This window comes from Telmatospirillum siberiense (genome assembly GCF_002845745.1).
Classification (GTDB): Bacteria; Pseudomonadota; Alphaproteobacteria; order Rhodospirillales; family Magnetospirillaceae; genus Telmatospirillum; species Telmatospirillum siberiense.
The window spans coordinates 1-26,368 of the sequence record NZ_PIUM01000030.1 but is presented as its reverse complement, the minus strand read 5'-3'; the positions used below and the strand labels follow the sequence as shown (position 1 = coordinate 26,368).

The following is a 26,368-nucleotide window of genomic DNA, read 5'->3' as shown; positions in this document are numbered from 1 at the left end:
ACTAGCGCATAGGCGAGGCATCCGAAACGGCCCGAAACCCTTATATCATCGCCATACCGCCATTGACATGCAATGTCTGACCGGTGACGTATGACGCTTCGCCGCTCGCCAAATAAACGGCCGCCGCGGCGATTTCGGCAGGATCCCCCATTCTTCCTAAGGGAACCCCGGCAAGCAACTTCGACTTTTGTTCGTCGGTGAGCACCTGGGTCATGGCGGAGGTGACGAAGCCCGGCGCGATGCAGTTGACGGTGATGCCCCGCGACGCGACCTCCTGGGCCAGGGCCTTCGACATGCCGATCAGGCCGGCCTTCGAGGCGGCGTAGTTCACCTGTCCGGGATTTCCCGTGACGCCGACGATCGAGGTGATGTTGACGATGCGCCCGAAGCGCCGCCTCATCATCCCCTTGACGACCGCGCGGGACAGCCGGAAGGCGGCGCTCAGATTGACATCCAGAACCTTCTGCCAGTCGTCGTCCTTCATCCGCAGAACCAGACCGTCCCGGGTCAATCCCGCGTTGTTCACCAGGATATCGAGCGACCCCAGGGCCTGCTCGGCGTCCTTGGCCAACTGCTCCACCGATGATCCGTCAGACAGATCGCACGTAAGCACAGGGGAAGTTCCGCCCAATTCGGCGGCAAGCGCCTCCAGGGCGGGCCGGCGGGTGCCCGAAAGAGCGACGACGGCCCCTTGCGCCTGCAAGGCCCGGGCGATCGCCCCCCCGATGTCCCCCGAAGCGCCGGTCACCAGCGCCGTCTTGCCTGTCAAATCGAACATGGGTGCGCTCCTGTCAGGCCTTGAGGAAGGCTTCGATGTCGGCCGGCGTTTGCAGCGAGACGGCCGATATCTCCTTGTCGATACGTTTGGCCAAACCAGCCAGCACCTTGCCTGACCCCGCCTCGACCAGGTTATCGACACCGGCGGCCTTCATCGCCAGAATGCTTTCGCGCCAGCGCACCGTCCCGGTGACCTGGGCCACCAGCAACTTGCGGATCTCTTCCGGATCGCGGGTCTGGCTCGCCGTCACATTGGCCACCAGGGGGACCACGGGGGCCTTCATCGCCACCTGGGCGAGCGCCTCGGCCATGACGTCAGCCGCCGGCTGCATCAGGGAACAGTGGAAGGGCGCCGATACGGGAAGCAGAACGGAACGCTTGAAGCCCTTGGCCGCCGACAGGGCCATGGCGCGCTCGACCGCGGCCTTCGCCCCGCTGACCACGACCTGGCCGGGGGCGTTATCATTGGCCGCCTCGCACACCTCTCCCTGCGCCGCCTCGGCGGCGATCTCGCGGGCCTGGTCGATTTCCACGCCCAGAAGCGCCGCCATCGCGCCGACGCCGACCGGAACGGCCTTCTGCATGGCCTGGCCGCGCGTTTTCAGAAGCCGCGCAGTATCGGCCAGACTGAAGGTGCCAGCGGCGGCCAGCGCCGAATATTCGCCCAGACTGTGCCCGGCGACCAGGGCGGCTTTGTCGGCGATGGTCCAGTTGCCCTGTTCGGAAAGCACCCGCATGACCGCCATGCTGACCGCCATCAACGCCGGCTGCGCGTTCTCGGTCAGGATCAACTCGCTGTCCGGCCCCTCCCACATCAGCTTGGACAGCTTCTGCTTCAGAGCCTCATCGACCTCGCTGAAGACATCGCGAGCGACGGTGAAAGCGTCGGCCAGCTCACGGCCCATTCCGACCGCTTGCGACCCTTGGCCCGGAAAGACGATTGCACGCGACATATAGCCCCCTCATCTAAATCGGCGACAAGGAATAGCGCGTACTTCGGTGGTGTCAAGCATGCAGCCGTCGAAGATGCGGCGCCACGTGATCATTGTCAGGGGTTTCCGCCGCGGCTACCCTTGAACTTTCACTCTTCGGCCGAAACGACAGGAGCGAGAAATGCGGATCGTGATTCCCGATGATTATCAGCATGCCGTCGCCGGCCTTTCCTGCCTGAAGCTTCTGCGGGGGCATCGGGTGAGCATTCTGGGCGATCTGGCCAGGGAGACGGACTCTCCCCGCTGTCTTGCCGAAGCGGAGGCCTTGGTTCTCATCCGCGAGCGGACGAAAGTCGATGAGGCCTTTCTCAAGGGCACCCCCCGATTGCGCTGCATCAGCCAGACGGGAAAGATCGCCGGACATGTCGATCTCGCCGCCTGCACGGCGGCCGGCGTCGCCGTTCTCGAGGGTGTCGGATCGCCCATCGCTCCGGCCGAACTGACCTGGGCGCTGATCATGGCCGCCCGCCGCCAACTGCTGACGGCGGCCCGGGATCTTCGCCAGGGCCTTTGGCAAACCACGCTTGGCGAATGCCTGCACGGCCAGGTGCTGGGCATCTGGAGCTATGGCAAAATCGGTCAGATGATCGCCCGCTACGGCAAGGCCTTCGGCATGGACGTCGCCGTTTGGGGAAGCGAGGCATCCCGGGAACGCGCCGCCGCCGACGGTTTCAGGCTTTTCCCGTCGCGTCAGGCTCTTTTCGAGGGCTCCGACGTGCTCAGCCTGCATCTCCGTCTCGCGGCGGGGACAGCCGGCCTGATCGGCGCGGATGATCTGGCCCGCATGAAATCCAGCGCTCTCCTGGTCAACACCAGCCGTTCCGGCCTGATCGCCCCCGGCGCCCTGGAATCAGCCCTGGCCGCCGGACGTCCGGGGTACGCCGCCGTTGACGTCTTCGACGAGGAACCGGTTTACGATCCGCACCACCCGCTGCTTCTCATGCCCAATGTGCTGTGCACACCGCACATCGGCTATGTCGAGAGAAACAGCTATGAACTCTATTTTTCCAAAGCCTTCGAAAACATCCTGGCCTTCGATCGCGGGCAACCGGCCAATGTCGCCAACCCCGGGGTTCTGAACGCCGGCTGATGGCATAAACGCCGCTCGGGCTCACTCACTTATAAAGAGCGAATACCCGCCAGGAAGGAAGCCACCTGCCGTCGCAGCATATCGGCACGCTCGTTCAACTCTCCGGCCGCGGTCCGGACGCCGGCCGCGGCATTCCCCGTTTCCCCGGCGGCCCGACTGACGCCGGCGATATTGCTGGAGACCTCCTGGACGCTCAGCGCCGCCTGCTGCACATTGCGGGCGATATCCTGGGTTGCCGCCCCCTGCTCCTCCACCGCCGAGGCGATGGCGGCCGAAATGCCGCTGATTTCGGAGATGGTCACGCCGATCTCGCGAATCGCCTCGACGGATTCGCCGGTCACCGCCTGCATCAGGGATATCTGCGCGGTGATATCCTCCGTCGCCTTGGCGGTTTGATTGGCCAGGCTTTTCACCTCTCCGGCCACCACGGCGAATCCTTTGCCCGCCTCGCCGGCGCGAGCCGCCTCGATCGTGGCGTTCAATGCCAGCAAATTGGTCTGCGAGGCGATGTCTTGAATCATTTTCACCACATCGCCGATTCTTTGCGCCGCCTCAGCCAGACCATTCACTGTTTTGTCGGTCCGCTGCGCCTGTTCGACGGCACGCCCGGAAACCGACGCCGACTGTGTTACCTGCCGCGAGATCTCGCTGATCGAACTGGACAGTTCCTCGGTGGCGCCGGCGACCGTCTGCACGCTCTCGGAAGTCATGTCGGAGGCGGAAACGACAGCCGAAGCCTGTACGCTGGTATCCCCGGCCGACCGCGACATACCGTCCGACATGGCCGTCAGTTGTCCGGCCGCCGTCGAAAAAGCCTCCAGCGCCTCGGTCGCCGCCTTCTCGAAATCGGCGATGGCGCTTTCGACGGCCGCCTGCCGGCGTTCCTTCTGCGCCTGCGCCTCTTTCTGGCTGGCGGCCAGCCGTTCCTTTTCGAGGGCTTGCTCCTTGAACACGGCCAAGGCATCCGAAAGATCGCCGACTTCGTCACGCCGATCGCGATAGGGGATCTCGGTCGACAGATCCCCCGCCGCGACGGTCTGCATGGCCGAAACGATGCCGTGGATCGGCCGAACGATACGCCGCCGGATAACGGCGATAGCGAGGATTCCCACTCCCAGAGCCGCCACGAGCAGAGCCAATTCGGCAATCAAATGACGGTTCGCCGTCGCCGCCTGGTCTTCGGCGTGTTCACGGGCGGCCGCCAAGGCCTGCGCGGGAATCCCGATGATCGCCGTCAAGGCCTTGTCGGATCCCGCCATGACCTCGTCCATTCCAACGGGGGAAGGACTCCCCGCGATCAGCGCCGTGCGAATGCGCTTCAGCAGCGGCCGAAAACCGTCAAAATATTCCGCCTGGGTCCTCTTTACCGCCTCGACGACCCCGGCCGGCGCCCCCGGCCTGGCAGTCAGATCGGCAATGATCGACCAGGCCACGTCGATTCGCGAATCATAGTCTGCGATTTTGGCGGCGTTCGCTTGCGAAATGGCGCCGTTTTGTATGGCCTCGCTGAACAGCGTCCCCATGAAGCCGGCCGAATCCCGAAAGATCCATCCGGCCTGCTTGATCGCCATCGCCTCGCCGATGACCGGATCGACCAGACGAACCTCCGTCGACAGATGGTTAGACAGGATCTCCAGGCGGCTGATCAGTACGCTGGCGGTCTTGTTCCAGCGCTCGGCGATACCGGTGTTGCGCTGCTCGAGCGGGAGAGCGAGATCGCGATCCGCCTCCTCCCGCACCTTGTCCACATCCGCCCGGTTGCGCCGAAGCGCGTCCATCTCCTCCGGTTCGGCGCAAACAATGGTCGAGCAGATGGCCAGCAGTTGGTCCATCGCGGGATTGGCGCCCGCGCGCATCGCGACGATGTCGCCGCGGATCCTCTCGCTTGCCGGCGACGCCCCCTGCAAACCGACACGCGCCCGCCCGCGCTCGATCCGCAGGCTTTGCACGGCGGAAAAGATGGACTGACCGGCTTTATTCACCTCAACGGCCCGTTCCGCGGAGTGACGCTCCAGCACGATCGCCCAGACATCGGACAGCAGGACCCCGGTAATGATCAGCAGCACCGCGCCGAACAGGATCTGCATCAACGTCCCCACGCGCAACGACATGGCCACACCCCATCTCAGCACAACATGCAGCACTAAAAACCTTCGCATGAAAGGCAATTAATCTTTAACAAAAAGGATTATATTTTTACTTAAAAACGATCAATTAACCAATTAACATCGATCATTCTTGTAATGAAAAACCTATGGCCATCTATATACATCAGCGAATGATTCAGGAACACCCCTCCCTAAGGCAGATCCCCCAAGAACGCCCCGGAGCCCGAACGCGCTCCCGGACTCGGGTTTCCGCGCTTTCGACGCCCCGCTTGCATGCCAAAAGGATTCGTGTATATTGCGCGCCTTCTTGCTCCTTGCCGGCAGGGGCCGGCTATGCTCGCACGCCTTCGACATGGGGCGCGACGAGAAGAGACAAGCCATAAGGAGTGCTTGAATGTCGCTTTACGAGTGCGTGGTCATCGCGCGCCAGGATCTTGCCACCCCTCAGGTGGAAACCCTGACCGAAGAATTGGCCAACATCATCATTTCCAACGGCGGCCAGGTTTCCAAGCGTGAATATTGGGGCCTGCGTAATATCGCCTACCGCGTCAAAAAGAACCGCAAGGGCCATTACGTCCTGTTCAACGTCGACGCTCCGGCACCTGCCGTGAAGGAGTTCGAGCGTCAGATGTCGATCAACGAAGACGTCTTGCGCTATCTGTCGGTTCGCGTCGACGAGCTTGAAGAAGGGCCGTCCGCCGTGATGCTCAGTAAAAATCAGCGAGACGAGCGTCCGCGCCGCGACGGCGACGATCGTCCGCGCCGTGAAGGTGGCTATGGCCGCGAGGGCGGTTACAGCCGTGCACCCCGCGCCACCGAAGGAGGTGAGGCATGAAGACCGAAACCCGTACGCCGGGTGCCGGCGCCAGCGCCGCTCCGCGCAGACCCTTCTTCCGTCGCCGCAAGACCTGCCCGTTCTCGGGCGAAGGCGCTCCGAAGATCGACTACAAGGACGTCAAGCTCCTGCAGCGCTTCATTTCCGAGCGCGGCAAGATCGTCCCGAGCCGCATCACCGCGGTTTCGGCGAAGAAGCAGCGCGAATTGGCCCGGGCCATCAAGCGTTCCCGCTTCCTTGGTCTGCTGCCCTACGTCGTGAAGTAAGGCTGGCACGATCGCCCGGCCTGCCGGGCGATCGTTCCGCCATCCGGGGAATGCATGTCCAAAGACCTCGGTCTGTCGATCGTCGCAGGGGTGGCCAGCGCGCTAGTTTATCTTTCGGTTCTAACCGGAGGAGGAGGACTGGGCGCGGTTCTGGCGTATGTAATGCCCTTACCGCTTGTGATGATCGGCCTCAGTTGGGGGTTTGGACGGACCTTGCTGGGAAGCGGCTTGGGTTTGGCCGTGATCGTGGCTGCGGCACCATCGGCGGCACCGGTATTCGCCGCAGCGGCGCTGTTGCCGGCGGTCATTCTGGTGCGGCTCGCCGTGCAATATCGACCGGTTCCTCAGGGAGGAGTCGTTTGGTATCCGCCGGGCTCGTTACTGGCTTGGCTTGCTGCCGCGGCGGTCGTCCTGATGGTCTTGGGTACGTCCCTGATCATGGGCTCCGGGACCGGTTTCGAGGAGCAGGCGCGGCGTTATGTGACGCAGCTCCTCGATCAGATGGGGCCCTTGACGCCGGTGGAAGTTCGCGACGGTGCCGTCGCTTTGTGGTCCGCCTTGTTTCCCGCCATGCTGGGAAGCGCATGGTTGATCATGGCGGTGCTGAACGGGATGCTGGCGCAATGGACGGTGGCGAAGGCCGGACATGCGTTGCGGTCGTCGCCGGACTACGGTGCGCTGGAATTGCCGCTTTGGATGTTGGCGGCTCTGGTCGGCGCGGCGATTATCGGCCTAACGGCCGGTGGTAATGTCGGATACCTCGCGCGTAACGCCGCCGTGGTATTGATGTGGCCGCAAATGTTTGTGGGATTGGCGGTGGTGCATCAAACGCTGCGCCGCCGGTCCAACGCGGGTATGATGCTCGCGTTTTTCTATGTGGCGTTTTTTGTGTTGTTCGGCTGGGCGCAGGTCGCCGTTGCGGGACTGGGATTGGTTAGGCATTGGACGAGGCTGCGGCGACTTCAGGTCGTTGGCCGCCAGGAGGAGAAGTGATGGACGTCATCCTGCTTGAGCGCATTGAGAAGCTGGGCCAGATGGGCGACACCGTGAAGGTGAAGCCTGGATTCGCCCGTAATTATTTGTTGCCGCAGAAAAAGGCTCTGCGCGCCACCAAGGAAAACCAGATTCGTTTCGAATCGCAGCGGGTTCAGCTCGAGGCGCAGAATCTGCAACGCCGCGAAGAGGCCCAGGCCGTGGCCGTCAAGCTGGATGGTCTCGCCATCCTGATCATCCGCCAGGCCGGTGAGGGCGGCATGCTCTACGGTTCGGTTTCGGGCCGTGACGTCGCCGACGCGGTCAAGGAGGCAGGGTTCACCGTCGAACGCCGCCAGGTCGCCCTGGATCATCCGATCAAGAGCTTGGGATCCTCCCAGGTTCGCGTCTCCCTGCATCCGGAAGTCTCGGTGCTGGTGAAGGTCACCGTCGCCCGGTCGCAGGAAGAAGCCGAACGTGCGGCACGGGCTGCGAGCACGAACGTCGAGGCCCCCGCCGAGGACGAGGAAGAGGTCGTCGACGCCGTCCAGACGGATGACGCCGAGGTCGAGGCCGAAGCCGAAACCGAGGCCTGAGAAGGCTTTTCCAACGTTCCGCTGCCTGACATATGGCACGCCCTTCGGTAGCTTTACCGAAGGGCGTGTTAGATTTTTTAACAGCATGACCAAAGACGCCTGGAAAAAGGCGGTCTTTGTTCCTATGTTTCATTTGTCATGCTGTTGTTCGTGCCATTTCTGCGCCATCTCGTGCGCTATGGCCGCCTGACGGTAATCGATGCCTCGGGACGGCCCCACCTGTTCGACGGAAAGCCACTGCCGGAATTCCGTCCCGTTACTGTACGCCTTCACGACAGACGCCTTCACTGGCGCATCGTCATCGAGCCATCGCTGGCCGTCGGCGAAGCCTATATGAACGGCACGCTCACCATCGAGGAAGGCACCCTCCACGATTTCATCGCCCTGGCCAGCGAGAATATGACTCGCGCCAATCCCCGTTTCAGTTTCCAGGAGCGGCTTTCCTTTCTCGTCCGCCGCCTGCAGCAATGGAACCGGGTGCAGACGAGCCGGCGCAACGTCGCCCATCATTACGATCTTTCGGACGAGCTTTATAAGCTCTTCCTGGATCCCGATCGCCAGTATTCCTGCGCTTACTTTACCGCCTCCGACACGACCCTGGAAGAAGCGCAACAGGCGAAGAAATATCACATCATGAGCAAGCTGCTGCTGGAGCCGGGGCAACGTATTCTCGATATCGGCTGCGGATGGGGCGGCCTGGCCCTCAGCATCGCCCGCCATCACGATGTCGAGGTGACCGGCATCACCTTGTCCGAGCAGCAACTGGCCGTGGCCCGGCGCCGCGCCGAGGAAGAGCAGCTTTCCCACCGGGTCAAGTTCATACTCGCCGATTACCGGCAACTCGCCGACCGCTTCGATCGGATCGTTTCGGTCGGCATGTTCGAACATGTCGGCGTCGGCAACTATGGGACTTTTTTCCGCCGGATGGGCGAATTGCTGAACGACAAGGGTATCGCCCTGCTGCACGCGATCGGCCGCAGTTACGGATCGGGGGCCACCAACGCCTGGATCCGCAAATACATCTTTCCCGGTGGTTATTCGCCGGCGCTTTCGGAAGTGCTGTCGGCGGTGGAGGTGAGCGGCCTGCGCGCCACCGACATCGAGATCCTGCGCCCCACGCATTACGCCGACACCCTGCGGCATTGGCGGATGCGCTTCGAGCAACAGCGGGCAAAGGCGGCGGCACTCTACGATGAGCGTTTCTGCCGCATGTGGGAATTCTACCTTTCAGGATCGGAGAGTGCCTTCCGTCATCAAGGCTTGATGGTCTGGCAGATGCAGTTGGCCCACCATGCCGAAGTTTTGCCGGCGACACGCGATTACATGGCCTTCGCCGAGACGAGTTATCCCCATAGTTAACAGGGCACTTTTCCCGTTTTCCACAAGGCCGGACGCCACTTCGCCCTGACGAGCCCCCCGCCTTCTGCTACCATGTCGCCATGCTGAAACCGGTGACCCCCGATATGGCGCCCGACGCGGGCGCCATTTCCCGCACGCCTCCCCTGAATTACGAGGCCGAGCAGGCCCTGCTGGGCGCGATTCTGATGAACAACCGCGCCCTGGAGCGCGTTTCGGAATTTCTGCTGGCCGAGCATTTCGCCGATCCGGTGCATGGCCAGATCTACGCGGCCTGCCAGCTTCTGGTGGGAAAGAACCAGATCGCCAATCCGGTCACCTTGAAAACCTATCTGAGCAACGCCCCCGGCCTGCAGGAACTGGGCGGAGACGCCTACCTGACCCGATTAGCGGCGGCGGCGGCATCCATCATCAACGCCGAAGACTACGGACGGCTGATTTTCGATCTGCATTTACGCCGGGAATTGATCGCCGTCGGCGAGGATATGGTCAACGACGCCTTCGAAACCGAAATCGAAAGCGACGCCAAGGGCCAGATCGAAACGGCGGAAAAGAAGCTGTTCGACCTGGCGACGGCGGGTCAGGCGGAAGGGGGGCTCAAGGAATTCCGCGTCGCCCTGATCGAAGCCATCGAGCAGGCCGAAACCGCCCATAAGCGCGAAGGCAAACTTTCCGGTGTCACCACCGGCTTGCGCGACCTCGATCAGAAGTTGGGCGGCCTCCACTCTTCGGATCTGCTGATCCTCGCCGGACGTCCGTCGATGGGAAAAACGGCGCTGGCCACCAACATCGCCTTCAACGCCGCCAAGGCTTACCGCGAGGAAATCGGCCCCGGAGGCGAGAAAAAGGTCATCGACGGCGCCAAGGTCGCCTTCTTCTCCCTGGAAATGTCGGCCGAACAGCTGGCCACCCGTATCCTGGCCGAACGGGCGGAGATCGCCTCGCACAAGATTCGTCAGGGCGAACTGTCGCACGAGGAATTCGAGCGCCTGGTGATCGTTTCGCAGGAACTGCACCAACTGCCGCTTTATATCGACGACACGCCGGCGCTGTCGGTCTCGGCCGTCCGCACCCGGTCGCGACGCCTGGCCCGGACCCACGGCCTGGGCATGATCGTCGTCGACTATCTGCAATTGCTGGCCGGGACCACCGGCAAGCGGGTGGAAAACCGCGTCCAGGAAATTTCGGACATCACCCGCAGCCTGAAAGCACTGGCCAAGGAACTGAACATACCGGTGCTGGCCCTGTCCCAGTTGTCCCGCCAGGTCGAAAGCCGTGAGGACAAGCGCCCCCTGCTCTCGGACTTGCGAGAATCGGGCTCGATCGAGCAGGACGCCGACGTGGTCATGTTCGTGTTCCGCGAACAGTATTATCTGGAACGCGCCGAACCGGGACGCCGTCCCGAAGAAAACGAAGAGAAGTTCAATACCCGTTACGCCGACTGGCAGAAGCGATGCTCGGAGGTCTTCAACACCGCCGAGGCCATCGTCGCCAAACAGCGTCACGGCCCCGTCGGTTCCGTCCGCCTGTTCTTCGACGGCCAATACACCCGGTTCGGTGACCTGGACAACTGGCACGGCACCGAGATTCCGACGGAATGACAGTCACCTTGAGACCGATATCTCCCCCGCCGCTTTTGTCGTCATCGCCTTGTCCGCGGACGAAGCGATGACGCATTTCAAAATAATGGGTAACGAGCAACCATGACGGAGTCCGACGGACGCTTGGCCGGTCCAAGCGTCGATCACGGCGCGGCGCGCGCCGGAGCGATCCTCACCATCGACCTGGACGCCATCGTGGCCAACTGGCGTTTCCTCAATGCGAAGGTCGCCCCGGCGTCCCGTTGCGCCGCGGTGGTCAAGGCCGATGCCTATGGACTGGGAGCGGCCCGCGTCACGCCCGCCCTTTATGATGCCGGCTGCCGCCGCTTCGTCGTTGCCACCCTGGATGAGGCGCTGGTCCTTCGCCCCCTTCTGCCCGAGGCCGAGATCTTCGTGTTGAGCGGGCCTTTCTCCGGTTGCGAGGAGGAATTCCCCGCCGCCGGCGTCACCCCCGTCTTGAACTCCACCGAACAGATCGCCCGCTGGCGGGCGGCGGCGAACCGCCTCGGCCGCCCCCTGCCCTCGGTGCTGCATGTCGACACCGGCATGTCCCGTCTCGGCTTGTGCGCGGATGAAGCTCGCCTTCTTGCCGGAGACGCCGAGACGCTGGCGGCCATCCGGCCAATCCTGCTGATCAGCCATCTGGCCTGCGCCGACGAACCGGCTCATCCCTTGAACAGGAAGCAACTCGAAGCCTTCCGGTCCGCCCGTGCGCTGTTTCCCGGTCTGCCCGGTAGCCTGGCAGCCTCGTCGGGTATCTTTCTCGGCTCCGATTGGCAAGCCGACTGGTGCCGTCCGGGAGCCGCCCTCTACGGTGTCCAACCCACCGCAACCGGGGACAATCCGATGCGCCCGGTGGTCAGGCTGGATGCCAGGATCATTCAGGTGCGCGACGTTGACGCCGGGGAGAGCGTTGGCTATGGTGCGACGCATCTTGCCCGGACTCCCGGCAGATTGGCGGTGGTCGCGGCGGGATACGCCGACGGATTGTTCCGTACGCTGGGTAACCGGGGCTGTGGATATTTGGGAGAACATCGAGTGCCGCTGGTTGGACGCGTATCGATGGATCTGGTGATTTTCGATGTCACAGGCCTCCCCAATGAACTCGCCACGCCCGGCGCCACCATCTCTCTGATCGGTCTGCACAATTCCGTCGATGATCTGGGCCGCGCCGCCGGCACCATCGGCTATGAAATCCTGACATCGCTCGGGCGCCGCTATCATCGCCACTATCTGAACGGATCGCCGCGATGAACCTGCTCGCCGCCGTTGGGCGCGTCTTTCTGAGTTTCCTGGAACATACCGGGCGCCTGTCGGTCTTCACCGCGGTTGCCCTGTCGCATTGCCTGCGCCCACCGATCTATCATCGGCTGATCGGCCGGCAGATGCTCGAAATCGGCTATTTTTCGCTGCCGGTGGTCGGCCTGACGGCGATCTTCACCGGCATGGTTCTCGCCCTGCAAAGCCATACCGGGTTCGCCCGCTTCCAAGCGGAGGGAGCAGTCGCCACAGTGGTCGTGATCTCGATGACCCGCGAATTGGGGCCCGTGCTCGCGGGCCTGATGGTGGCGGGGCGCATCGGCGCGGCGATGGCGGCGGAAATCGGCACCATGCAGGTCACCGAACAGATCGACGCCCTGGCCACCCTATCGACCAATCCTTATAAATATCTGGTGGCGCCGCGCCTCATCGCCGGGATCCTGATGGTCCCCTGCCTGGTATTGATCGCCGACATCATCGGCGTTTTCGGCGGGTTCCTGGTCGGGGCCTATCAGTTGGGCTACAATCCGGCGACCTATATCCACAGCACCTGGGAATATCTGAAGCCGATCGATGTGCTGTCGGGCCTGGTGAAGGCCTCGGTGTTCGGCTTCGTCATCTCGCTGATGGGCTGTTACAACGGCTATCATTCACGCGGCGGCGCCCAGGGCGTCGGCCAGGCGACGACCAACGCCGTGGTTTCGGCCTCGATCCTGATCCTGACCACCAATTACGTTCTGACAGCATTGTTCTTCAACAAATGACCGACCAGCCCAAGATCCAACTGATCGACGTCCACAAGAGCTTCGGTCCGAAGACGGTGCTGGACGGTGTCACCGTGGACATCGCCCGAGGCGAATCCTTCGTCATCATCGGCGGATCGGGAACCGGAAAATCGGTGACGCTGAAATGCATCCTCGGCCTGATGCGCCCCGATCGGGGCCGGATTCTGGTCGATGGAGAGGATGTCGTCGACATGTCGGCCCGCGACCATGAGCGGGTGATGAAGAAGTTCGGCATGTTGTTTCAGGGGGGCGCCCTGTTCGATTCTCTGCCCGTCTGGGAAAACGTCGCCTTCGGCCTGATCCAGGGATTGCGCATGGACCGCCGGAAAGCCCGGAAGAAGGCGGTTGAAAAGCTGGCTCAGGTCGGCCTGGCCGCGGACGTCGCCGACCTGTCCCCGTCGGAATTGTCGGGCGGCATGCAAAAGCGCGTCGCCCTGGCCCGCGCCATCGCCGCCGAGCCGGAGATCATCTTTTTCGACGAGCCGACCACCGGCCTCGACCCGATCATGGCCGACGTCATCAATGATCTGATCGTCAAATGCGTCAAGGAATTGGGCGCCACCGCCGTCTCGATCACCCATGACATGCACTCGGCCCGCAAAATCAGCGACCGGATGGCCATGCTTTATCATGGCCGTCTGATCTGGACCGGCGCCACCGTCGACGTCGATCGCGCCGACAACCCTTATGTCGATCAATTCATCCATGGCCGGGCCGACGGTCCGATCAAGATGGAACTGCGGCGGTAATAAAATCATTCCCCCCGTCCATGTTGCGGACGAGGGACAGGAAATGACGGAGCCTTCTGTTTGGCCAAAAACTCCCCCCGCTACGTCTGCCAGGAATGCGGCGCCACCCATGTGCGCTGGGCCGGCAAGTGCGAAGCGTGCGGCGCGTGGAATTCGATCACCGAGGAGGCCCCCGCCGAATCCGTTCCCAAAGGCCTGAGCGGCAAGGGCGGCCGGCACATCGATTTCGTCGGCCTCGACGGCGGATCGGAGCCGCCACCCCGGCGGCTCACCGGAATCGCCGAATTGGACCGGGTCTGTGGCGGCGGGCTGGTCCCCGGTTCCGCCCTTCTGGTTGGCGGCGATCCCGGCATCGGCAAATCGACCCTGCTGCTGCAGGCCGTCGCCGCCTTGGCCAGCCAAGCCACCTGTATCTACATTTCCGGCGAAGAAGCGATCGAACAGGTTCGTCTGCGGGCCAGGCGCCTCGGCCTGCAAGGCGCGCCCGTGCAATTGGCCTCGGCCACCGCCCTGCGTGATATCGTAGCCAGTCTCGACCATGGCGAGTCCCCCGCAGTGGTTGTCATCGACTCGATTCAAACTATGTATCTGGACAGTCTCGATTCGGCGCCAGGCACCGTCGCACAGGTGCGCAGTTGCGCCAGCGAGCTGATCCGGTTGGCCAAACGCCGGGGTTTTACGTTGTTTCTCGTCGGCCATGTGACCAAGGACGGGCAGATCGCCGGCCCTCGCGTTCTCGAACATATGGTCGATACCGTCCTTTATTTCGAAGGCGAACGAGGTCATCCGTTCCGCATTCTGCGCTCGGTAAAAAACCGGTTCGGCGCCACCGATGAAATCGGCGTCTTCGAGATGGGCGATGCCGGCTTGGCCGGTGTAGCCAATCCGTCGGCCCTGTTTCTCGCCGAACGGCGCGGTAACGTAAGCGGCTCATGCGTGTTCGCCGGCATTGAGGGAAGCCGGCCGATGCTGGTGGAGATCCAGGCTTTGGTGGCTCCGTCCGCGCTCGGCACGCCGCGCCGGGCGGTAATCGGTTGGGATGGTGGACGCCTCGCCATGGTTCTTGCCGTGCTCGATGCGCGTTGCGGTCTTGCTTTGGCGGGAAATGACGTTTATTTGAACGTCGCCGGCGGTTTGCGTATCAGCGAGCCGGCGGCTGATCTGGCGGTGGCCGCCGCTTTGCTGTCCTCGGCCAACGACGTGCCGGTGGAAGCCGATCTGGTGGTCTTCGGCGAAATCGGGCTGTCCGGCGAAATTCGCGCCGTCAGCCAGATGGATGGTCGTCTGAAGGAGGCGACGAAACTGGGCTTCGCCCAGGCTTTGATGCCGGTGGTCCGCAGGCAGTCCTCGCCGGCGGGCAGGACATCCGGCAAAAACGCTGGTGTAGGGTCGATCGGCATTCGCCGCGTCGGCCATGTGCAGGATTTGGTGTCCTTGTTCCGCCCGGGCGGCAAGGCTTAAAGTGTCATTGACGGGATAAAGAACCGTGAACGCTGTCGACATTGCCGTCGTCGTCGTGCTGCTTGCTTCCGGGGTGTTCGCCCTGATGCGCGGCTTCGTCTACGAAGTGCTGGCCATGACCGGCTGGATTGCCGCCGGTCTCGCCGCCTTGTGGGGATTGCCGATTGTCCGGCCCCTCGTTCATCCCTACATTGCCAGTCAGACCCTGGCCGATATTGCCGGTGGCGTCGCCATTTTTCTGGTCGCCCTGTTGATTTCCTCTTTCATCACCCACGCCATTTCCCGGCGTGTGCAGAAAAGCGCGATCAGCTCCGTCGACCGCTCCTTAGGCTTCGCCTTCGGCCTGCTGCGCGGTCTGGTTCTGGCCAGTCTGTGCTTCATGGTGGTGACCAAGCTGATGGCCCCGGAAGAGCCGCAGCTTCTGACCAATGCCAAGACACGTCCCCTGCTGAAGGCCGGGGCGAACATGATACAATCGCTGGTACCGGCTTATGTGACCGGTATCGATGAGAAGGCTTCGGACGCCAGCAACGCCGTCAACCAGGCCCGCCAGGCCAAGGAAATGTACGAACGACTGTCGATGCCGAAACCGAAATCCGCCGACCAATCCCAGAACGACAAACAACCTGCCTACGACAGCCATAGCCTTGAGCGGCTGATCGAAACGACAGGTAGCAAGTAGCCAGGAGCTCGCCGTCATAATGCTGACCACCCATCCCTTCGACGACGATCATCTGCACGAAGAGTGCGGGGTGTTCGGCATCTACGGCCATTCCGACGCCGCCTCCCATACGGCTCTGGGGCTGCACGCCCTGCAGCATCGTGGCCAGGAGGCGGCAGGCATCGTCGCCTTCGATGGCGAGCATTTCCACAGCCACCGCGGACTTGGCCACGTCGCCGACAACTTCGGCTCGGAAGCCATCATCAAGACCCTGCACGGCCATATGGCCATCGGTCACGTCCGCTATTCGACGACGGGCGAAACCATGCTGCGCAATGTGCAGCCCCTGTTCGCCGATTTTGAATTCGGCGGACTGGCCATCGGCCACAACGGCAACCTGACCAACGCGCTGACCATCCGGAAACAACTGGTGCGCCGCGGCTGCCTGTTCCAATCGACGACCGATACCGAGGTGATCGTCCACCTGATCGCCATCAGCCTCTATTCGACCGTGGAGGAGCGCATGATCGACGCGCTACGCCAGGTCGAAGGCGCCTATTCGCTGGTGGCCCTGACCCAGAACTCGGTGATCGGCGTCCGCGATCCCTTGGGAATTCGCCCGCTGGTTCTCGGCCAGTTGCCGAGCGGCGCCTGGATTCTGGCCTCGGAGACCTGCGCCCTCGACATCGTCGGCGCCAATTTCGTCCGCGACGTCGAACCCGGCGAATTGATCATCCTCGACCACAACGGCCTCAGAAGCATCAAGCCCTTCGTCAAGACCCGCAGCCGCTTCTGCATTTTCGAATATATTTATTTCGCCCGTCCCGACAGCGTCATGGAAGGGACCAGCGTCTATTCGGTCAGGAAGCAGATCGGCCGCGAATTGGCCCGCGAGAGCGCCGTCGAGGCCGACGTGGTCATTCCCGTTCCCGATTCCGGCGTGCCGGCGGCACTCGGCTACGCGGCGGAGGCCAATATTCCGTTCGAGTTGGGGATCATCCGCAATCATTATGTCGGACGCACCTTCATCGAACCGACCGATACCATCCGGCATCTGGGCGTCAAGCTGAAACACAACGCCAATCGGGCCCACATCGCTGGAAAACGGGTCATCCTGGTCGACGATTCCATCGTGCGCGGCACCACCTCGACGAAGATCGTCGAAATGGTCCGCCAGGCGGGCGCCACCGAGGTGCATATGCGCATCTCCTCGCCGCCGACGACGCATTCCTGTTTCTATGGCATCGATACGCCTGAACGCGAAAAGCTGCTGGCCTTCAATCACGACGTCGAACAAATGGCCAAGCTGATCGGCGTCGACAGCCTCGCCTTCATCTCGCTGGACGGCCTTTACCGGGCGGTCGGAGAGAGCGAACGCAACGCCAAGCATCCCAAATATTGCGACGCCTGTTTCACCGGCGATTATCCGGTGATGCTGGCCGACCAGAATGGCGGCCAGGGCCAGGAAGGCCTGTCATTGATGACCGAAGGCCTTTAACGGCGATGTCCCTCAAGCGGCTGCAAGGGCGGGTCGCCCTCGTCACCGGGGCCTCGCGCGGCATCGGCGCGGCCGTCGCCCGCCGTTTCGCCGCGGAGGGGGCGCATGTCATCCTTCTGGCCCGCACCCAAGGCGCGCTGGAAGAGATCGACGACCAGATCCGCAAGGACGGCAACCAGGCGACGCTGGTGCCGCTCGACCTCAGGAACGCCGACGCCATCGACCAGATGGGCGCGGCGCTTTATCAACGCTTTGGACGTCTCGACATTCTGGTCGGCAATGCCGCCGTCCTGGGCGGCCTCAGCCCCGTCGGCCATTTCGCCTTGTCCGACTGGACGGAAGTGATGGCCGTCAATGTCACCGCCAACTGGCGGCTGATCCGCGGGTTCGACGCCTTGATGCGCCAATCGGATGCCGGTCGGGCGATCTTCGTCACCTCGGGCATAACCAAGGGCGCCCATCCCTATTGGGGGGCCTACGCCGCCAGCAAGGCGGCCCTGGAAACGCTGGCCCGGACCTGGGCGGCGGAAGCGGCCACCACCAGCCCGCTGAAGGTCAATCTGGTCGATCCGGGCGTCGTCCGCACCCGCATGCGGGTCGAGGCGTTTCCTGGTGAAAATCCACAAACCCTCACGCCACCCGAGGCCGTCACCGAGGTTTTTGTCGACCTGGCCGCTCCCGATTGCCAACGCACCGGAGAAATCGTCAGCGCTTATTGATAGCGAAGTACCGCCGTCGGAAGGGATTCCTCAAGACAAGACCACCCCGCGTTGATCCATTAACAATTGAATCAACCAGAGGGGTGATCTCGCTTTTGCAACATCGGCATTGGCGTTAAGCTACCCTGGGATACGGGCGGAGGAGCCGCCCATCTGAGAGTAGTGATCCGAGATGGCACGCCCGCCCTATCTGACGCACAGGATCGTCGTCTTCGTCCTTGTCGATCTGTTGATCGCGTTCATCGTGATCGCTGCGCTATTCCAAAGCCGCCAGCAGGCCCATGACCGGGCGGCAACGTTGGTGGACGGTTTGGCGCAGGTTCTCGAACAGACCATTTCCGCCATGGTTTATCGCATCGACATCACCTTGCTCGATACCGTCGAGGAAATGGAGAGCGAGCTTGCCAAGGGGATCGATGAAACATCGATCAACGTTTTTCTCCATCGTCAGATCAAACATCATCCGGAACTCGACGCGCTCAGGATCGTCGATGAGACGGGCCATCTTCGCTACGGAATCGGGGAGGCGGCGGGCAACACGACCAGCAGCAGCGTTGCCGACCGCGATTATTTCATCCGTGCCCGCGACGACCCGGATTCCGGCCTGTTCGTCTCCAAGCCGGTGATCGGACGGATCAGCGGAAAGTGGTCGATCGCCCTGGGCCGGCGCATCAATCGTCCCGACGGTTCGTTCGGGGGCGCGGTTTTGGCGCTGATCACGCTTGAGCAATTCCAGAAGCTGTTCAGAGCCATCGATATCGGCCCCAAGGGCGTCGTCACCTTGCTCGACCTCGACATGGAAATCGTCGCCCGCCATCCGGAAGCGAAAGGCCGTTATTCGTCGACAGGCACCAGGATCACGCAGGAAGCGTTAACCAGGGCTCTCCAAAAAGCCCCGGAAACCGGCGCATATGATGTAACGAGTTGGCTGGACAAGACCGCCCGCGTCATGTCGTACCGCAAAGTCGACAATTATCCCGGCTATATTTTTGTCGGTATCGCCAACGACGACTTCCTCGGCGATTGGCACAAGCAATCGGTCATGACGATCATCCTGATGGTTCTGGTCGTCACCATCACCGGAATCGGCATCAAAAAAAGCGAACGGGCGGAGAAGGAGCGGCAACGCCTTACCCGGGCCTTGCGGCTTTTAAGCGAAGGCAACCTGAGCTTGGCACGCGCCGCGGACGAGCCGGCGCTTCTATCCGATATCTGCCGACTGGTCGTCGAGGTGGGGGGATATCTGATGGCCTGGGTCGGATTTGCCGAAAATGACGAGGAAAAAACGGTCCGGCCCGTCGCCCAATCGGGTTATGAGGACGGCTATCTGGAGAACACCCGGATTTCATGGAGTTCCGAGCTTGCCATCGGCCGAGGTCCTACCGGCAAGGCCATCGACACCGGAAAATGCCAAGTCAACCAGAATATCCTGACCAATCCGACCTTGGCACCGTGGCGAGAAGCCGCGATCAAGCGCGGCTACACCGCCAGCATCGCGCTCCCCTTGGTCAGCCATGCGCAGACGATAGGCGCTCTCACCATATATGCCGCGGAATCCGACGCGTTCGGCACCGAAGAAATCGCGCTGCTGGAGGAGTTGGCACGCAACCTCGTCTTCGGCATGGAAACCCTGCGGACGCGCAGCCAGATCAAAACGGCGCAGACTGAAATCGAATATCTCGCCTATCACGACCCGTTGACGGACCTGCCCAACCGCCGGCTTCTCCTCGATCGGCTCCACCGGACCCTGGCGTCCCGCGAACGCACCAAATGCGGAGGGGCGCTGATGCTCATCGATCTGGACAACTTCAAAACGCTGAACGACACGTTCGGTCATGAAACCGGAGATCAGTTGCTTCGACAGGTGGCGGAACGCCTGTCCAATTGCGTCCGTAAAGGCGATACCGTGGCCCGCCTGGGAGGCGACGAGTTCGTCGTCATGGTGGAAAATCTGAGTGAAAACCCGGAAGAGGCGGCGGCCCAGATCAAGACGATCGGCGAGAAAATCCTCGCAGCCCTCTCCTCTCGTTACAGCGTTTCCGAACATGAACATCATGGTACGGCCAGTGTCGGCGCAGCCTTGTTCGGAGACCATCAGGAAAGCGTGGAGGAGTTGCTGAAGCAGGTCGATATCGCCTTGTACCAGGCGAAGGCCGCAGGCAGGAACACGCTGCGCTTCTTCGATCCCGAGCTGCAGGCCGCCGTCCAGGCGCGCGCCGCCATGGAAGCGACCTTACGCCAAGGAATCAGGGACAATCAGCTTCTGCTCTACTACCAGCCCCAGGTGGACGGCGCCGGCCAATCGGTCGGTGCGGAAGCCCTGGTCCGCTGGCACCACCCCGACCGCGGCATGGTCTCCCCCCACGAATTCATCCCCCTGGCCGAGGAGACAGGATTGATCCTGCCGCTGGGCGAGTGGGTCCTGGAAACCGCTTGCAGCCAGATCGTCGCCTGGTCACACCAACCGGGCATGGCTCATCTCAGCCTGGCGGTCAACGTCAGTGCCCGCCAGTTTCGTCAAACCGATTTCGTCGAAAAAGTGCAGGGCGTGTTGAAACGCACCGGAGCCAATCCGCAAAGGCTCAAACTGGAACTGACCGAGAGCATGCTCGTCGACAATGTGGAGGACATCATCGAAAAAATGTCGGCATTGAAAAGAGCCGGAGTGAGCTTCTCCCTTGACGATTTCGGCACCGGCTATTCCTCCCTGTCCTATCTGAAGCGCCTGCCGCTCGATCAGCTGAAGATCGATCAATCGTTCGTTCGCGACGTGCTGACCGATCCCAATGATGCGGCGATCGCCCGGACCATCGTCGCCCTGGCGCAGAGTCTCGGTCTGTCGGTCATGGCAGAAGGGGTGGAAACGGAAGCGCAACGCGCATTTCTCTCCTCCCATGGCTGCCATCATTACCAGGGATACTATTTCAGCCGACCGCTGCCTGTGGAAAGTTTCGAGCTCTTCGCACACCGGAGCGTGGAAGAGACAATTCATTAGAAGCGGCCATTGAGGCCGCGGCCAAGCACGCGGATGCGTGCGCTAAGGCCAAGGGCTTGAAAAACAAGCTAGCTGAACGCAACCATTCGTTACATAAAGCCCCCTCGATGACGCAATCACGCAACAGAGTCATGAGACTCTTCGTCAACGTTTCATCCTGACAGGAATTTCGACGGTGTCGCATATCCAATCCGCCCCCCTCACTCCCACGCTTCCCCTGACCACGCGGCTGTTGCGCCAATATGCCACGGCCATCACCACCGCCTTGTTCGCGGTGATCGCGGTCACCGGCATCCTGATGTTCTTTCATCTTCAAGAGCGCCTGGTGAAATCCGCCCATGAATGGCTGGGCCTGATATTCGTGGCGGGCGCGGCCTTCCATGTGGCGCGCAACTGGAGCGCCTTCGCCAATCTGGTGACGAAGAGACGCTCTCTGGCGATTTTCATCGTGGTCATGGCGATCACCGGCGGGTTCATCGCCTCCGCGAGCGGGACCGGCGGAGAAGGCAACCCCATGGCCCGGGTCGTCAAAGCCGTCGAGCGGGCTCCGTTATCGGCGGTAGCCCCGGTCCTCGGCCAACCTGCGGACCAGATGATCGAACGGCTGCGATCCGCCGGCTACCCCGTGTCCGGCCCCGATGATTCCCTGGCGGAAATCGCCGCCGCCGGGCAAACCAGGCTTCCGAACCTGCTCCGCGTTATCCTGGACGAAAAGCCCCGCTGAACGGGGACTATCCGTAAAGCCATCCGCAGATCAACACCGAGAATACCGTCCCGCCCAGGTCGGCCAGCAGCCCGGCCAGCAGGGCGTGACGGATGCGCTTGACGCCGGCGGCGCCGAAATAGACGGCCAGGACGTAAAAGGTCGTCTCGGACGAACCGTAGATGGTGCTGACCAGCATACCCAGATAACCATCCGGCCCGATGGCGGGATCCTTGAGCAGGGCGGCCAGATAACCGAAGGACGCCGAACCGGACAGCGACCGCAGAACGGCCATGCTGAGAGCTTCCGGCGGCAGACCCAAGGCGCCGGTGAGCCGGCCGAGCGGGACGATCAGCAACTCCATCGCCCCGCTGTCGCGGAACATCCCGACCGCGACCAGGATCGCCACCAGATAGGGAAGGATGCGCAAGGAAACGGCCAGGCCGTCCTTCGCCCCTTCGACGAAGGCCTCGTAGACGGCGACCCGGCGGATCAGGCCGTAGCCCAGAACGCCGACCAGCATGGACGGAATGATCCATGGCGAGACGACACGCCCCCAGATCACCGTCACGGGGATCACCAAAAGACAGACCACCCCCGCCAGGACCGATACCCAAAGCGGATAAGCCGGAGGCACCTCTTCCGGAACGGGCTCGTCCGCCATCTCATCCGTCCGTTCGGAGGAAACGGCGCCGTCCGCCGGAAACCAGCGGGCCCCCCATTTGGCAAAAAGGATGGCGAAACCGGTCGACCATAGGGTCGCGAACAAGGTCGTGGGAATCACCGCCGCCGGATCATGCGAACCGATCGCCGTGCGAAGCGCCATCACATGGGTCGGCAGCAAGGTGACGTTGGCGGTGTTAAGCGCGAGGAACAGCACCATGGCGTCGGTCGCCACACCCTTGCGCGGATTGAGCCGGTCGAGTGCCTGCATGGCCCGAACACCGAAGGGCGTCGCGGCATTGGACAGGCCCAGGACATTGGCGGCGACATTCATCACCATGGCGCCCATCGCCGGATGATCAGGTGGAATCTCGGGAAACAGCCGATGCAGCAAAGGCCTGAGCAGACGGGCCAGCACCCGCATCAGGCCGCCGGCCTCGGCGATCCTCATGATGCCGAGGAACAGGGCCATGGTGCCGATCAACCCCAGCCCGAGGGTGACGGCCCCTTCCGCCGACTTCAGGGCGGCTTGTCCCAGAGCCTCCATCGGGACGCCGGCCGCCGTGGGCGATTGCGTCACCTGGCGCCACCCGGCAACCCCGAAAGCCGCGGCGATCAGGACAAAAAAGACGATATTCACCGGCGCTCCCCTTCCCGCCTTTCCGGAACAGGATACGATTCCGTCGAATCATGCTCCAAGATCGCGCCTGCAACCCCAATAAGGTTCATCTTCCACACCAAGGCGCAAGGCGCCGAGACGGGAAGTCTCGGATCCGGACGGGGCTCTATTCGGCATATCCACCGTACAGATATCGCGCGAACTTTCTATCCTCTTTGAAGATATGGTCAATGATCCAGGCATGGAAAAATTCGATAAATTCCGACCGATCAATCAGTTCCATCGCATCACCATTTTTCCACACAGCCATCCCCACAACGATATCTTTCCGGAATTTAGCATGTATTATTTCGTGCTGTTCCACGTCAGGAAATGCGATCTTTTTGAGATATTTTATCTCTTCATCGAGATGATACTTATTATATTCAAAAAGCTCGAACAGGGTCCGGCTCGTTTCGGCGACATCCCCGCGGTCAAACGCCAAAATGACCCGGTTGGCGATTTCGAAGAGTTTCTGATGCTGGTGATCGATCAGCGGCACCCCCACCGCATAATCGGCACTCCATGGAAAAACCGACCCCACTCCGGACGGCGCCACCAGCACGCTGAGACGGCGGAGATAGGTCTCGAACAATTTCCAGCGAACGATGGGAATGTCCCGCAGCATCGCCCCCGGTATGGCAATCAGGTCGCAGGCCTTATGGGCGATGATGCGGCTGAGCGGTCGCCGGCCATGCAAGACCATGGATTCGCCGAAGAAATCTCCAGGCTCGAGAACCTCCGCGACTTTTCCCCCGATCCGCCGATCCAGCAGTCCGGAGCGGATGAGGAACAGGCAATCGCCGCCTTCGTCCACCGCTTCGCCGGGCTTGAGCGAGAGCGTCGAGGAGACCCGCACCAGGCGGTTCAACACGGGGATGGAGACATTTTCACCGAACAGCCGCGTGCGGGCGAAAATGCCGCGCATGTCGGCCGTGGCCAGAATGGTTTCCATCAGGTGATTATGCCGGATGAAGTTGCGGTAAAACTCGGCCGGCCAGGTGAGCGCCTTGACGAAGCTGGCCGCGCGGTAGGTCTTGGTGACCGGACGTTCATGAAGGCAGGCGCATTCGCCGATCAGAATGCCCGATGACAGCAGATAACGGCTGTCGCCCTCGTTGTCGACCACCTCCATCAAACCGGTCAAGGACATGGTCACCGCACCGCACAACTCCCCCTGGCGCAAAACGATGGCCTCGGCGTTGATGTCGAGGATCGGCCGGTTGAGCAGCATTTCCAGGTCGTTGGACGGCACGTCCGGAAAATAGGCGGTCAGAAAACCATGCGCCTTTTGCAAGGCGTAATCGCGCACCGAGGGAATCAGGACGTCCACCGTCCCGAATGGAGCGCCCGATCCGATCTTGCGCTGGGTGTTGGACAATTCCACCGCCGTATGGGCGAGAATGATCCTGCTCGAGCGGTCCTCCGCGAAATCCTCGGCCGAACCGTGGATCAGGCCGCCGCCGATATCGATCTTCTTGACGTCGACGGGCATCAGATAACTGTCGCGGACCTTGGCCGCCAGCGCCGGGGAGATCCCGGACAGGTTCGGATCCTCCGTGGTCATCTGGTCAAGAACGTCGAAGGAGACAATATCGGCATAATGCCCGTAAGACATCACCCCGGATTCGGACAGGGCCTGAAAGGCGAAGATCGTCGTTTCCACCGGATGGGGAGAGAACATCGGCTTGACGTTCAATCCGTCCACGTCGTTCCAACGGTCGATTTCCAAATCGCGGACGTCGAAATATTCCTCGAAGCTGGCCTCGGTGATGGACATCAGCGCGGCCAGCTTTTTGGTGACTGCCGCGCGCACCGCGGCAGTCGCAAAATAGCGGATGCGCCGATCGGCCCGGATCAGGGTGGTCAGCCCGCAGAAATGATCGTCATGACTATGCGTCTGGAAGATCCCCTCGACCTCATTGATGCTGATCCCCAGCGACTTCAACACCGCATGCAGATTGGGACCGGCGTCGATCAGGAAAACTTTCCCCTGGAACATCAGGACGCTCGACATGGTGGGCCGGTTGACGTCCCAGCCGTCCCCCTCCCCCGAATGGACCACCGCGAAATATTCGCGCCGCAAATTGTGATAATTGAGCGGATAGGGCGGCTCATAGGTTTCAAAGGGTTCAAGATTGAGATTAATCACCACGCCGTCCGTTCCGTGGCGGATCTCGTAGACATTGAGGTCGAGCCGCCGGATGGTCACCCCGGGCCTTATATCCACTGGCGTCTCGCCGATGATGCAACTGTCGATCAGTTCATGCGATGCCCGTATCCGACCAAAGGCGAAGCGCTGCTTTACGCGCATCCATTCGACGGCCTCGGCCTCCGGCACACCGGCGGCGATCAGCTCCTCTTTCGAGGTCAAACCGTAATTGCCTCGATGAATGTAGGCGAGTTGCGCCGCGACCTGCTCCTTGAGGCCGATCAGCAGCGGCCTCGCCCCCTTGTTGTTGGGATGACCGGGAAGAATCATCCCCTGCCGGTAGAGCATCTGCAGGATGGGAAATTCGGACAGGTTGCTGAACTCGCCGTTCTGTACGGCCACGTCCGAGAGAAGAATGGCATTCGGCCCCGTCTCGCAGGCCGAACCGTCGATGTCCGTTTTTTGCACCAGCCCGCGTTTCATCAGATGTTTGATGGCATCCGCCGGGCAACCGCATAGGATTCTGAGGTCTACCTCAGGAAGATCCACCCAATGAATGCCTGTGGCAACTTTTACAACGCGCATCCGTTTCCCCAGGAAAACAGCCTGCATTGCGAACAATAAAATATTACATCCGCAATATGTTTGGAATTCGACGTGAATATCAAAGCAAGACATCACATACTCAACAATATGTCTTAACCAATCTCGACACATTGATCACGATGTATTTTCAAGAGCCATCCCTGATCTACGGATAATTCCAAAAATATCCGCGACCACCGGCGGCTCCACTCATTGACTGCCCCGCGCCCCGGAATTGAAAAAGGAAGTTCAGGCTGGCCCCGATCAAACGCCTATGGTAGCCATTCCCCATGCTTCGACATGTCGTCATAACAATCTGCTTCGCCGCCGTCTTATCCGCCGCATCGGCCAGCGCCGTGATGGCGGGCGAGCAGCGGGACCATGACGGCGCAGTCCCGTGGCGCATCATCGGCACCGACGAACGCGCCACCTCCAGCCGCTGCATCGGTCGCGCCGAAACGCCGCTTTGCGCCGTCGAAACCTTGCTGGCCTGTTTCGAATGGGGCCGGCCGGACCTGTGCCGCATGGTCGACGATGACGAAGAGCAATATGCCGGAATTTTCAGCGACCCCGCGGATCCGACGAAATACCTGGCCTACCGGGTCATCTCCGAGCGCAGCGTCACCCCGGACCAGGACGTCGAGATCATCATCGAACAGCAGGAAATGTCCGCAGGCCAAGTCATCGGCCCGGCGACGGCGCCGTCAAGCGGGTTCCATCTGCAACGCCAGACCGACGGCCGCTGGAAGGTGGTCGGCTGGGGCGATCTGGATCGCTAGTGCATTGACGCAAACGGAGGATTCACAGGCAGCCTGAATCATGCGATTCTCTCGGCATGGCTCAGACCGTCTGCATCCTGCTTTCCGTCGAAGACCGCGAGCGTTTG

General features: G+C 61.8%; 22 protein-coding genes. 17 read left to right on the top strand and 5 right to left on the bottom strand.

Annotation, left to right across the window (positions count from 1 at the left end):
• Positions 1 to 40: 40 nt before the first annotated feature.
• The gene (fabG, locus tag CWS72_RS21025) at positions 41 to 778 is read right to left on the bottom strand and encodes a 3-oxoacyl-[acyl-carrier-protein] reductase (protein ID WP_101252612.1); all 738 of its coding nucleotides are present in this window, start codon (positions 776 to 778) and stop codon (positions 41 to 43) included.
• A 13-nt stretch (positions 779 to 791) separates the two neighbouring features.
• On the bottom strand, positions 792 to 1,730 hold the full coding sequence (gene fabD / locus CWS72_RS21020) for an ACP S-malonyltransferase (RefSeq protein ID WP_101252611.1): 939 nt from the start codon (positions 1,728 to 1,730) through the stop codon (positions 792 to 794).
• 160 nt (positions 1,731 to 1,890) lie between these two features.
• Between fabD and CWS72_RS21015 the strand changes: the two genes are divergently transcribed.
• Positions 1,891 to 2,859 carry a D-2-hydroxyacid dehydrogenase family protein gene (locus CWS72_RS21015; protein WP_101252610.1) on the top strand — a complete coding sequence of 323 codons (969 nt, stop codon included), beginning with the start codon at positions 1,891 to 1,893 and terminating at the stop codon, positions 2,857 to 2,859.
• 29 nt (positions 2,860 to 2,888) lie between these two features.
• On the opposite strand, the gene CWS72_RS21010 is transcribed toward CWS72_RS21015, so the two are convergent.
• Positions 2,889 to 4,970 (bottom strand): methyl-accepting chemotaxis protein, encoded by a 2,082-nt coding sequence (locus tag CWS72_RS21010; protein ID WP_158240751.1) that lies wholly within the window; start codon positions 4,968 to 4,970, stop codon positions 2,889 to 2,891.
• Between the two features lie 391 nt (positions 4,971 to 5,361).
• Between CWS72_RS21010 and rpsF the strand changes: the two genes are divergently transcribed.
• From rpsF to CWS72_RS20935, 15 genes are all read left to right on the top strand, one after another.
• On the top strand, positions 5,362 to 5,802 hold the full coding sequence (rpsF, locus tag CWS72_RS21005) for a 30S ribosomal protein S6 (RefSeq protein WP_101252608.1): 441 nt from the start codon (positions 5,362 to 5,364) through the stop codon (positions 5,800 to 5,802).
• Positions 5,799 to 6,068: a 30S ribosomal protein S18 gene (rpsR, locus tag CWS72_RS21000; protein WP_101252607.1), complete on the top strand. Its 270-nt coding sequence runs from the start codon at positions 5,799 to 5,801 to the stop codon at positions 6,066 to 6,068. Before rpsF ends, rpsR begins: the two co-directional genes overlap by 4 nt.
• Positions 6,069 to 6,122: 54 nt before the next feature.
• Positions 6,123 to 7,061 (top strand): DUF2232 domain-containing protein, encoded by a 939-nt coding sequence (locus CWS72_RS20995; protein ID WP_101252606.1) that lies wholly within the window; start codon positions 6,123 to 6,125, stop codon positions 7,059 to 7,061.
• Positions 7,061 to 7,636: a 50S ribosomal protein L9 gene (rplI, locus tag CWS72_RS20990; protein ID WP_101252605.1), complete on the top strand. Its 576-nt coding sequence runs from the start codon at positions 7,061 to 7,063 to the stop codon at positions 7,634 to 7,636. Before CWS72_RS20995 ends, rplI begins: the two co-directional genes overlap by 1 nt.
• A 138-nt stretch (positions 7,637 to 7,774) precedes the next feature.
• A complete protein-coding gene (locus tag CWS72_RS20985; RefSeq protein ID WP_101252604.1) occupies positions 7,775 to 8,995 on the top strand; it encodes an SAM-dependent methyltransferase in 1,221 nt (406 codons plus the stop codon).
• Between the two features lie 80 nt (positions 8,996 to 9,075).
• Positions 9,076 to 10,593: a replicative DNA helicase gene (locus CWS72_RS20980; RefSeq protein WP_101252603.1), complete on the top strand. Its 1,518-nt coding sequence runs from the start codon at positions 9,076 to 9,078 to the stop codon at positions 10,591 to 10,593.
• Positions 10,594 to 10,695: 102 nt separating this feature from the next.
• A complete protein-coding gene (gene alr / locus CWS72_RS20975) occupies positions 10,696 to 11,847 on the top strand; it encodes an alanine racemase (RefSeq protein WP_101252602.1) in 1,152 nt (383 codons plus the stop codon).
• Positions 11,844 to 12,617, top strand: coding sequence for an MlaE family ABC transporter permease (locus CWS72_RS20970; RefSeq protein ID WP_101252601.1), 774 nt, complete (start codon positions 11,844 to 11,846; stop codon positions 12,615 to 12,617). The genes alr and CWS72_RS20970 overlap by 4 nt, the downstream gene beginning before the upstream one ends.
• Entirely contained in the window at positions 12,614 to 13,387 is a 774-nt protein-coding gene (locus CWS72_RS20965; protein ID WP_101252600.1) for an ABC transporter ATP-binding protein, read from the top strand. The genes CWS72_RS20970 and CWS72_RS20965 overlap by 4 nt, the downstream gene beginning before the upstream one ends.
• A gap of 60 nt (positions 13,388 to 13,447) precedes the next feature.
• Entirely contained in the window at positions 13,448 to 14,848 is a 1,401-nt protein-coding gene (gene radA / locus CWS72_RS20960; RefSeq protein ID WP_101252599.1) for a DNA repair protein RadA, read from the top strand.
• A gap of 25 nt (positions 14,849 to 14,873) precedes the next feature.
• Positions 14,874 to 15,530 carry a CvpA family protein gene (locus CWS72_RS20955; RefSeq protein ID WP_101252598.1) on the top strand — a complete coding sequence of 219 codons (657 nt, stop codon included), beginning with the start codon at positions 14,874 to 14,876 and terminating at the stop codon, positions 15,528 to 15,530.
• A gap of 19 nt (positions 15,531 to 15,549) precedes the next feature.
• A complete protein-coding gene (gene purF, locus CWS72_RS20950) occupies positions 15,550 to 17,007 on the top strand; it encodes an amidophosphoribosyltransferase (RefSeq protein ID WP_101252597.1) in 1,458 nt (485 codons plus the stop codon).
• A gap of 5 nt (positions 17,008 to 17,012) precedes the next feature.
• Positions 17,013 to 17,726 (top strand): SDR family NAD(P)-dependent oxidoreductase, encoded by a 714-nt coding sequence (locus CWS72_RS20945; protein WP_101252596.1) that lies wholly within the window; start codon positions 17,013 to 17,015, stop codon positions 17,724 to 17,726.
• Between the two features lie 172 nt (positions 17,727 to 17,898).
• Positions 17,899 to 20,721, top strand: coding sequence for an EAL domain-containing protein (locus CWS72_RS20940; protein ID WP_101252595.1), 2,823 nt, complete (start codon positions 17,899 to 17,901; stop codon positions 20,719 to 20,721).
• A 175-nt stretch (positions 20,722 to 20,896) separates the two neighbouring features.
• Positions 20,897 to 21,445, top strand: coding sequence for a DUF4405 domain-containing protein (locus CWS72_RS20935; RefSeq protein WP_158240750.1), 549 nt, complete (start codon positions 20,897 to 20,899; stop codon positions 21,443 to 21,445).
• Between the two features lie 7 nt (positions 21,446 to 21,452).
• Here the strand turns inward: CWS72_RS20935 and CWS72_RS20930 are convergent, their stop codons facing one another.
• A complete protein-coding gene (locus tag CWS72_RS20930) occupies positions 21,453 to 22,727 on the bottom strand; it encodes a nucleoside recognition domain-containing protein (protein ID WP_101252593.1) in 1,275 nt (424 codons plus the stop codon).
• Between the two features lie 145 nt (positions 22,728 to 22,872).
• Positions 22,873 to 25,380: a hemerythrin domain-containing protein gene (locus tag CWS72_RS20925; protein WP_241911832.1), complete on the bottom strand. Its 2,508-nt coding sequence runs from the start codon at positions 25,378 to 25,380 to the stop codon at positions 22,873 to 22,875.
• A 392-nt stretch (positions 25,381 to 25,772) separates the two neighbouring features.
• Here CWS72_RS20925 and CWS72_RS20920 point away from each other — a divergent pair, with 392 nt between their 5' ends.
• Complete coding sequence (locus tag CWS72_RS20920) at positions 25,773 to 26,261, top strand: hypothetical protein (RefSeq protein WP_101252592.1); 489 nt, start codon at positions 25,773 to 25,775, stop codon at positions 26,259 to 26,261.
• The last annotated feature ends 107 nt before the right edge of the window (positions 26,262 to 26,368 follow it).

Excerpts from the sequence above, each read along its gene's own strand:
- CWS72_RS20925 (WP_241911832.1), bottom strand. The coding sequence starts at position 25,380 with ATGAAACGCGGGCTGGTGCAAAAAACGGACATCGACGGTTCGGCCTGC.
- CWS72_RS20970 (WP_101252601.1), top strand. The coding sequence starts at position 11,844 with ATGAACCTGCTCGCCGCCGTTGGGCGCGTCTTTCTGAGTTTCCTGGAA.
- rplI (WP_101252605.1), top strand. The coding sequence starts at position 7,061 with ATGGACGTCATCCTGCTTGAGCGCATTGAGAAGCTGGGCCAGATGGGC.
- alr (WP_101252602.1), top strand. The coding sequence starts at position 10,696 with ATGACGGAGTCCGACGGACGCTTGGCCGGTCCAAGCGTCGATCACGGC.
- rpsF (WP_101252608.1), top strand. The coding sequence starts at position 5,362 with ATGTCGCTTTACGAGTGCGTGGTCATCGCGCGCCAGGATCTTGCCACC.
- CWS72_RS20995 (WP_101252606.1), top strand. The coding sequence starts at position 6,123 with ATGTCCAAAGACCTCGGTCTGTCGATCGTCGCAGGGGTGGCCAGCGCG.
- rpsR (WP_101252607.1), top strand. The coding sequence starts at position 5,799 with ATGAAGACCGAAACCCGTACGCCGGGTGCCGGCGCCAGCGCCGCTCCG.
- CWS72_RS20985 (WP_101252604.1), top strand. The coding sequence starts at position 7,775 with ATGCTGTTGTTCGTGCCATTTCTGCGCCATCTCGTGCGCTATGGCCGC.
- CWS72_RS20920 (WP_101252592.1), top strand. The coding sequence starts at position 25,773 with ATGCTTCGACATGTCGTCATAACAATCTGCTTCGCCGCCGTCTTATCC.
- CWS72_RS20965 (WP_101252600.1), top strand. The coding sequence starts at position 12,614 with ATGACCGACCAGCCCAAGATCCAACTGATCGACGTCCACAAGAGCTTC.
- CWS72_RS21015 (WP_101252610.1), top strand. The coding sequence starts at position 1,891 with ATGCGGATCGTGATTCCCGATGATTATCAGCATGCCGTCGCCGGCCTT.
- CWS72_RS20940 (WP_101252595.1), top strand. The coding sequence starts at position 17,899 with ATGGCACGCCCGCCCTATCTGACGCACAGGATCGTCGTCTTCGTCCTT.
- CWS72_RS20945 (WP_101252596.1), top strand. The coding sequence starts at position 17,013 with ATGTCCCTCAAGCGGCTGCAAGGGCGGGTCGCCCTCGTCACCGGGGCC.
- CWS72_RS20980 (WP_101252603.1), top strand. The coding sequence starts at position 9,076 with ATGCTGAAACCGGTGACCCCCGATATGGCGCCCGACGCGGGCGCCATT.
- fabD (WP_101252611.1), bottom strand. The coding sequence starts at position 1,730 with ATGTCGCGTGCAATCGTCTTTCCGGGCCAAGGGTCGCAAGCGGTCGGA.
- purF (WP_101252597.1), top strand. The coding sequence starts at position 15,550 with ATGCTGACCACCCATCCCTTCGACGACGATCATCTGCACGAAGAGTGC.
- CWS72_RS21010 (WP_158240751.1), bottom strand. The coding sequence starts at position 4,970 with ATGTCGTTGCGCGTGGGGACGTTGATGCAGATCCTGTTCGGCGCGGTG.
- fabG (WP_101252612.1), bottom strand. The coding sequence starts at position 778 with ATGTTCGATTTGACAGGCAAGACGGCGCTGGTGACCGGCGCTTCGGGG.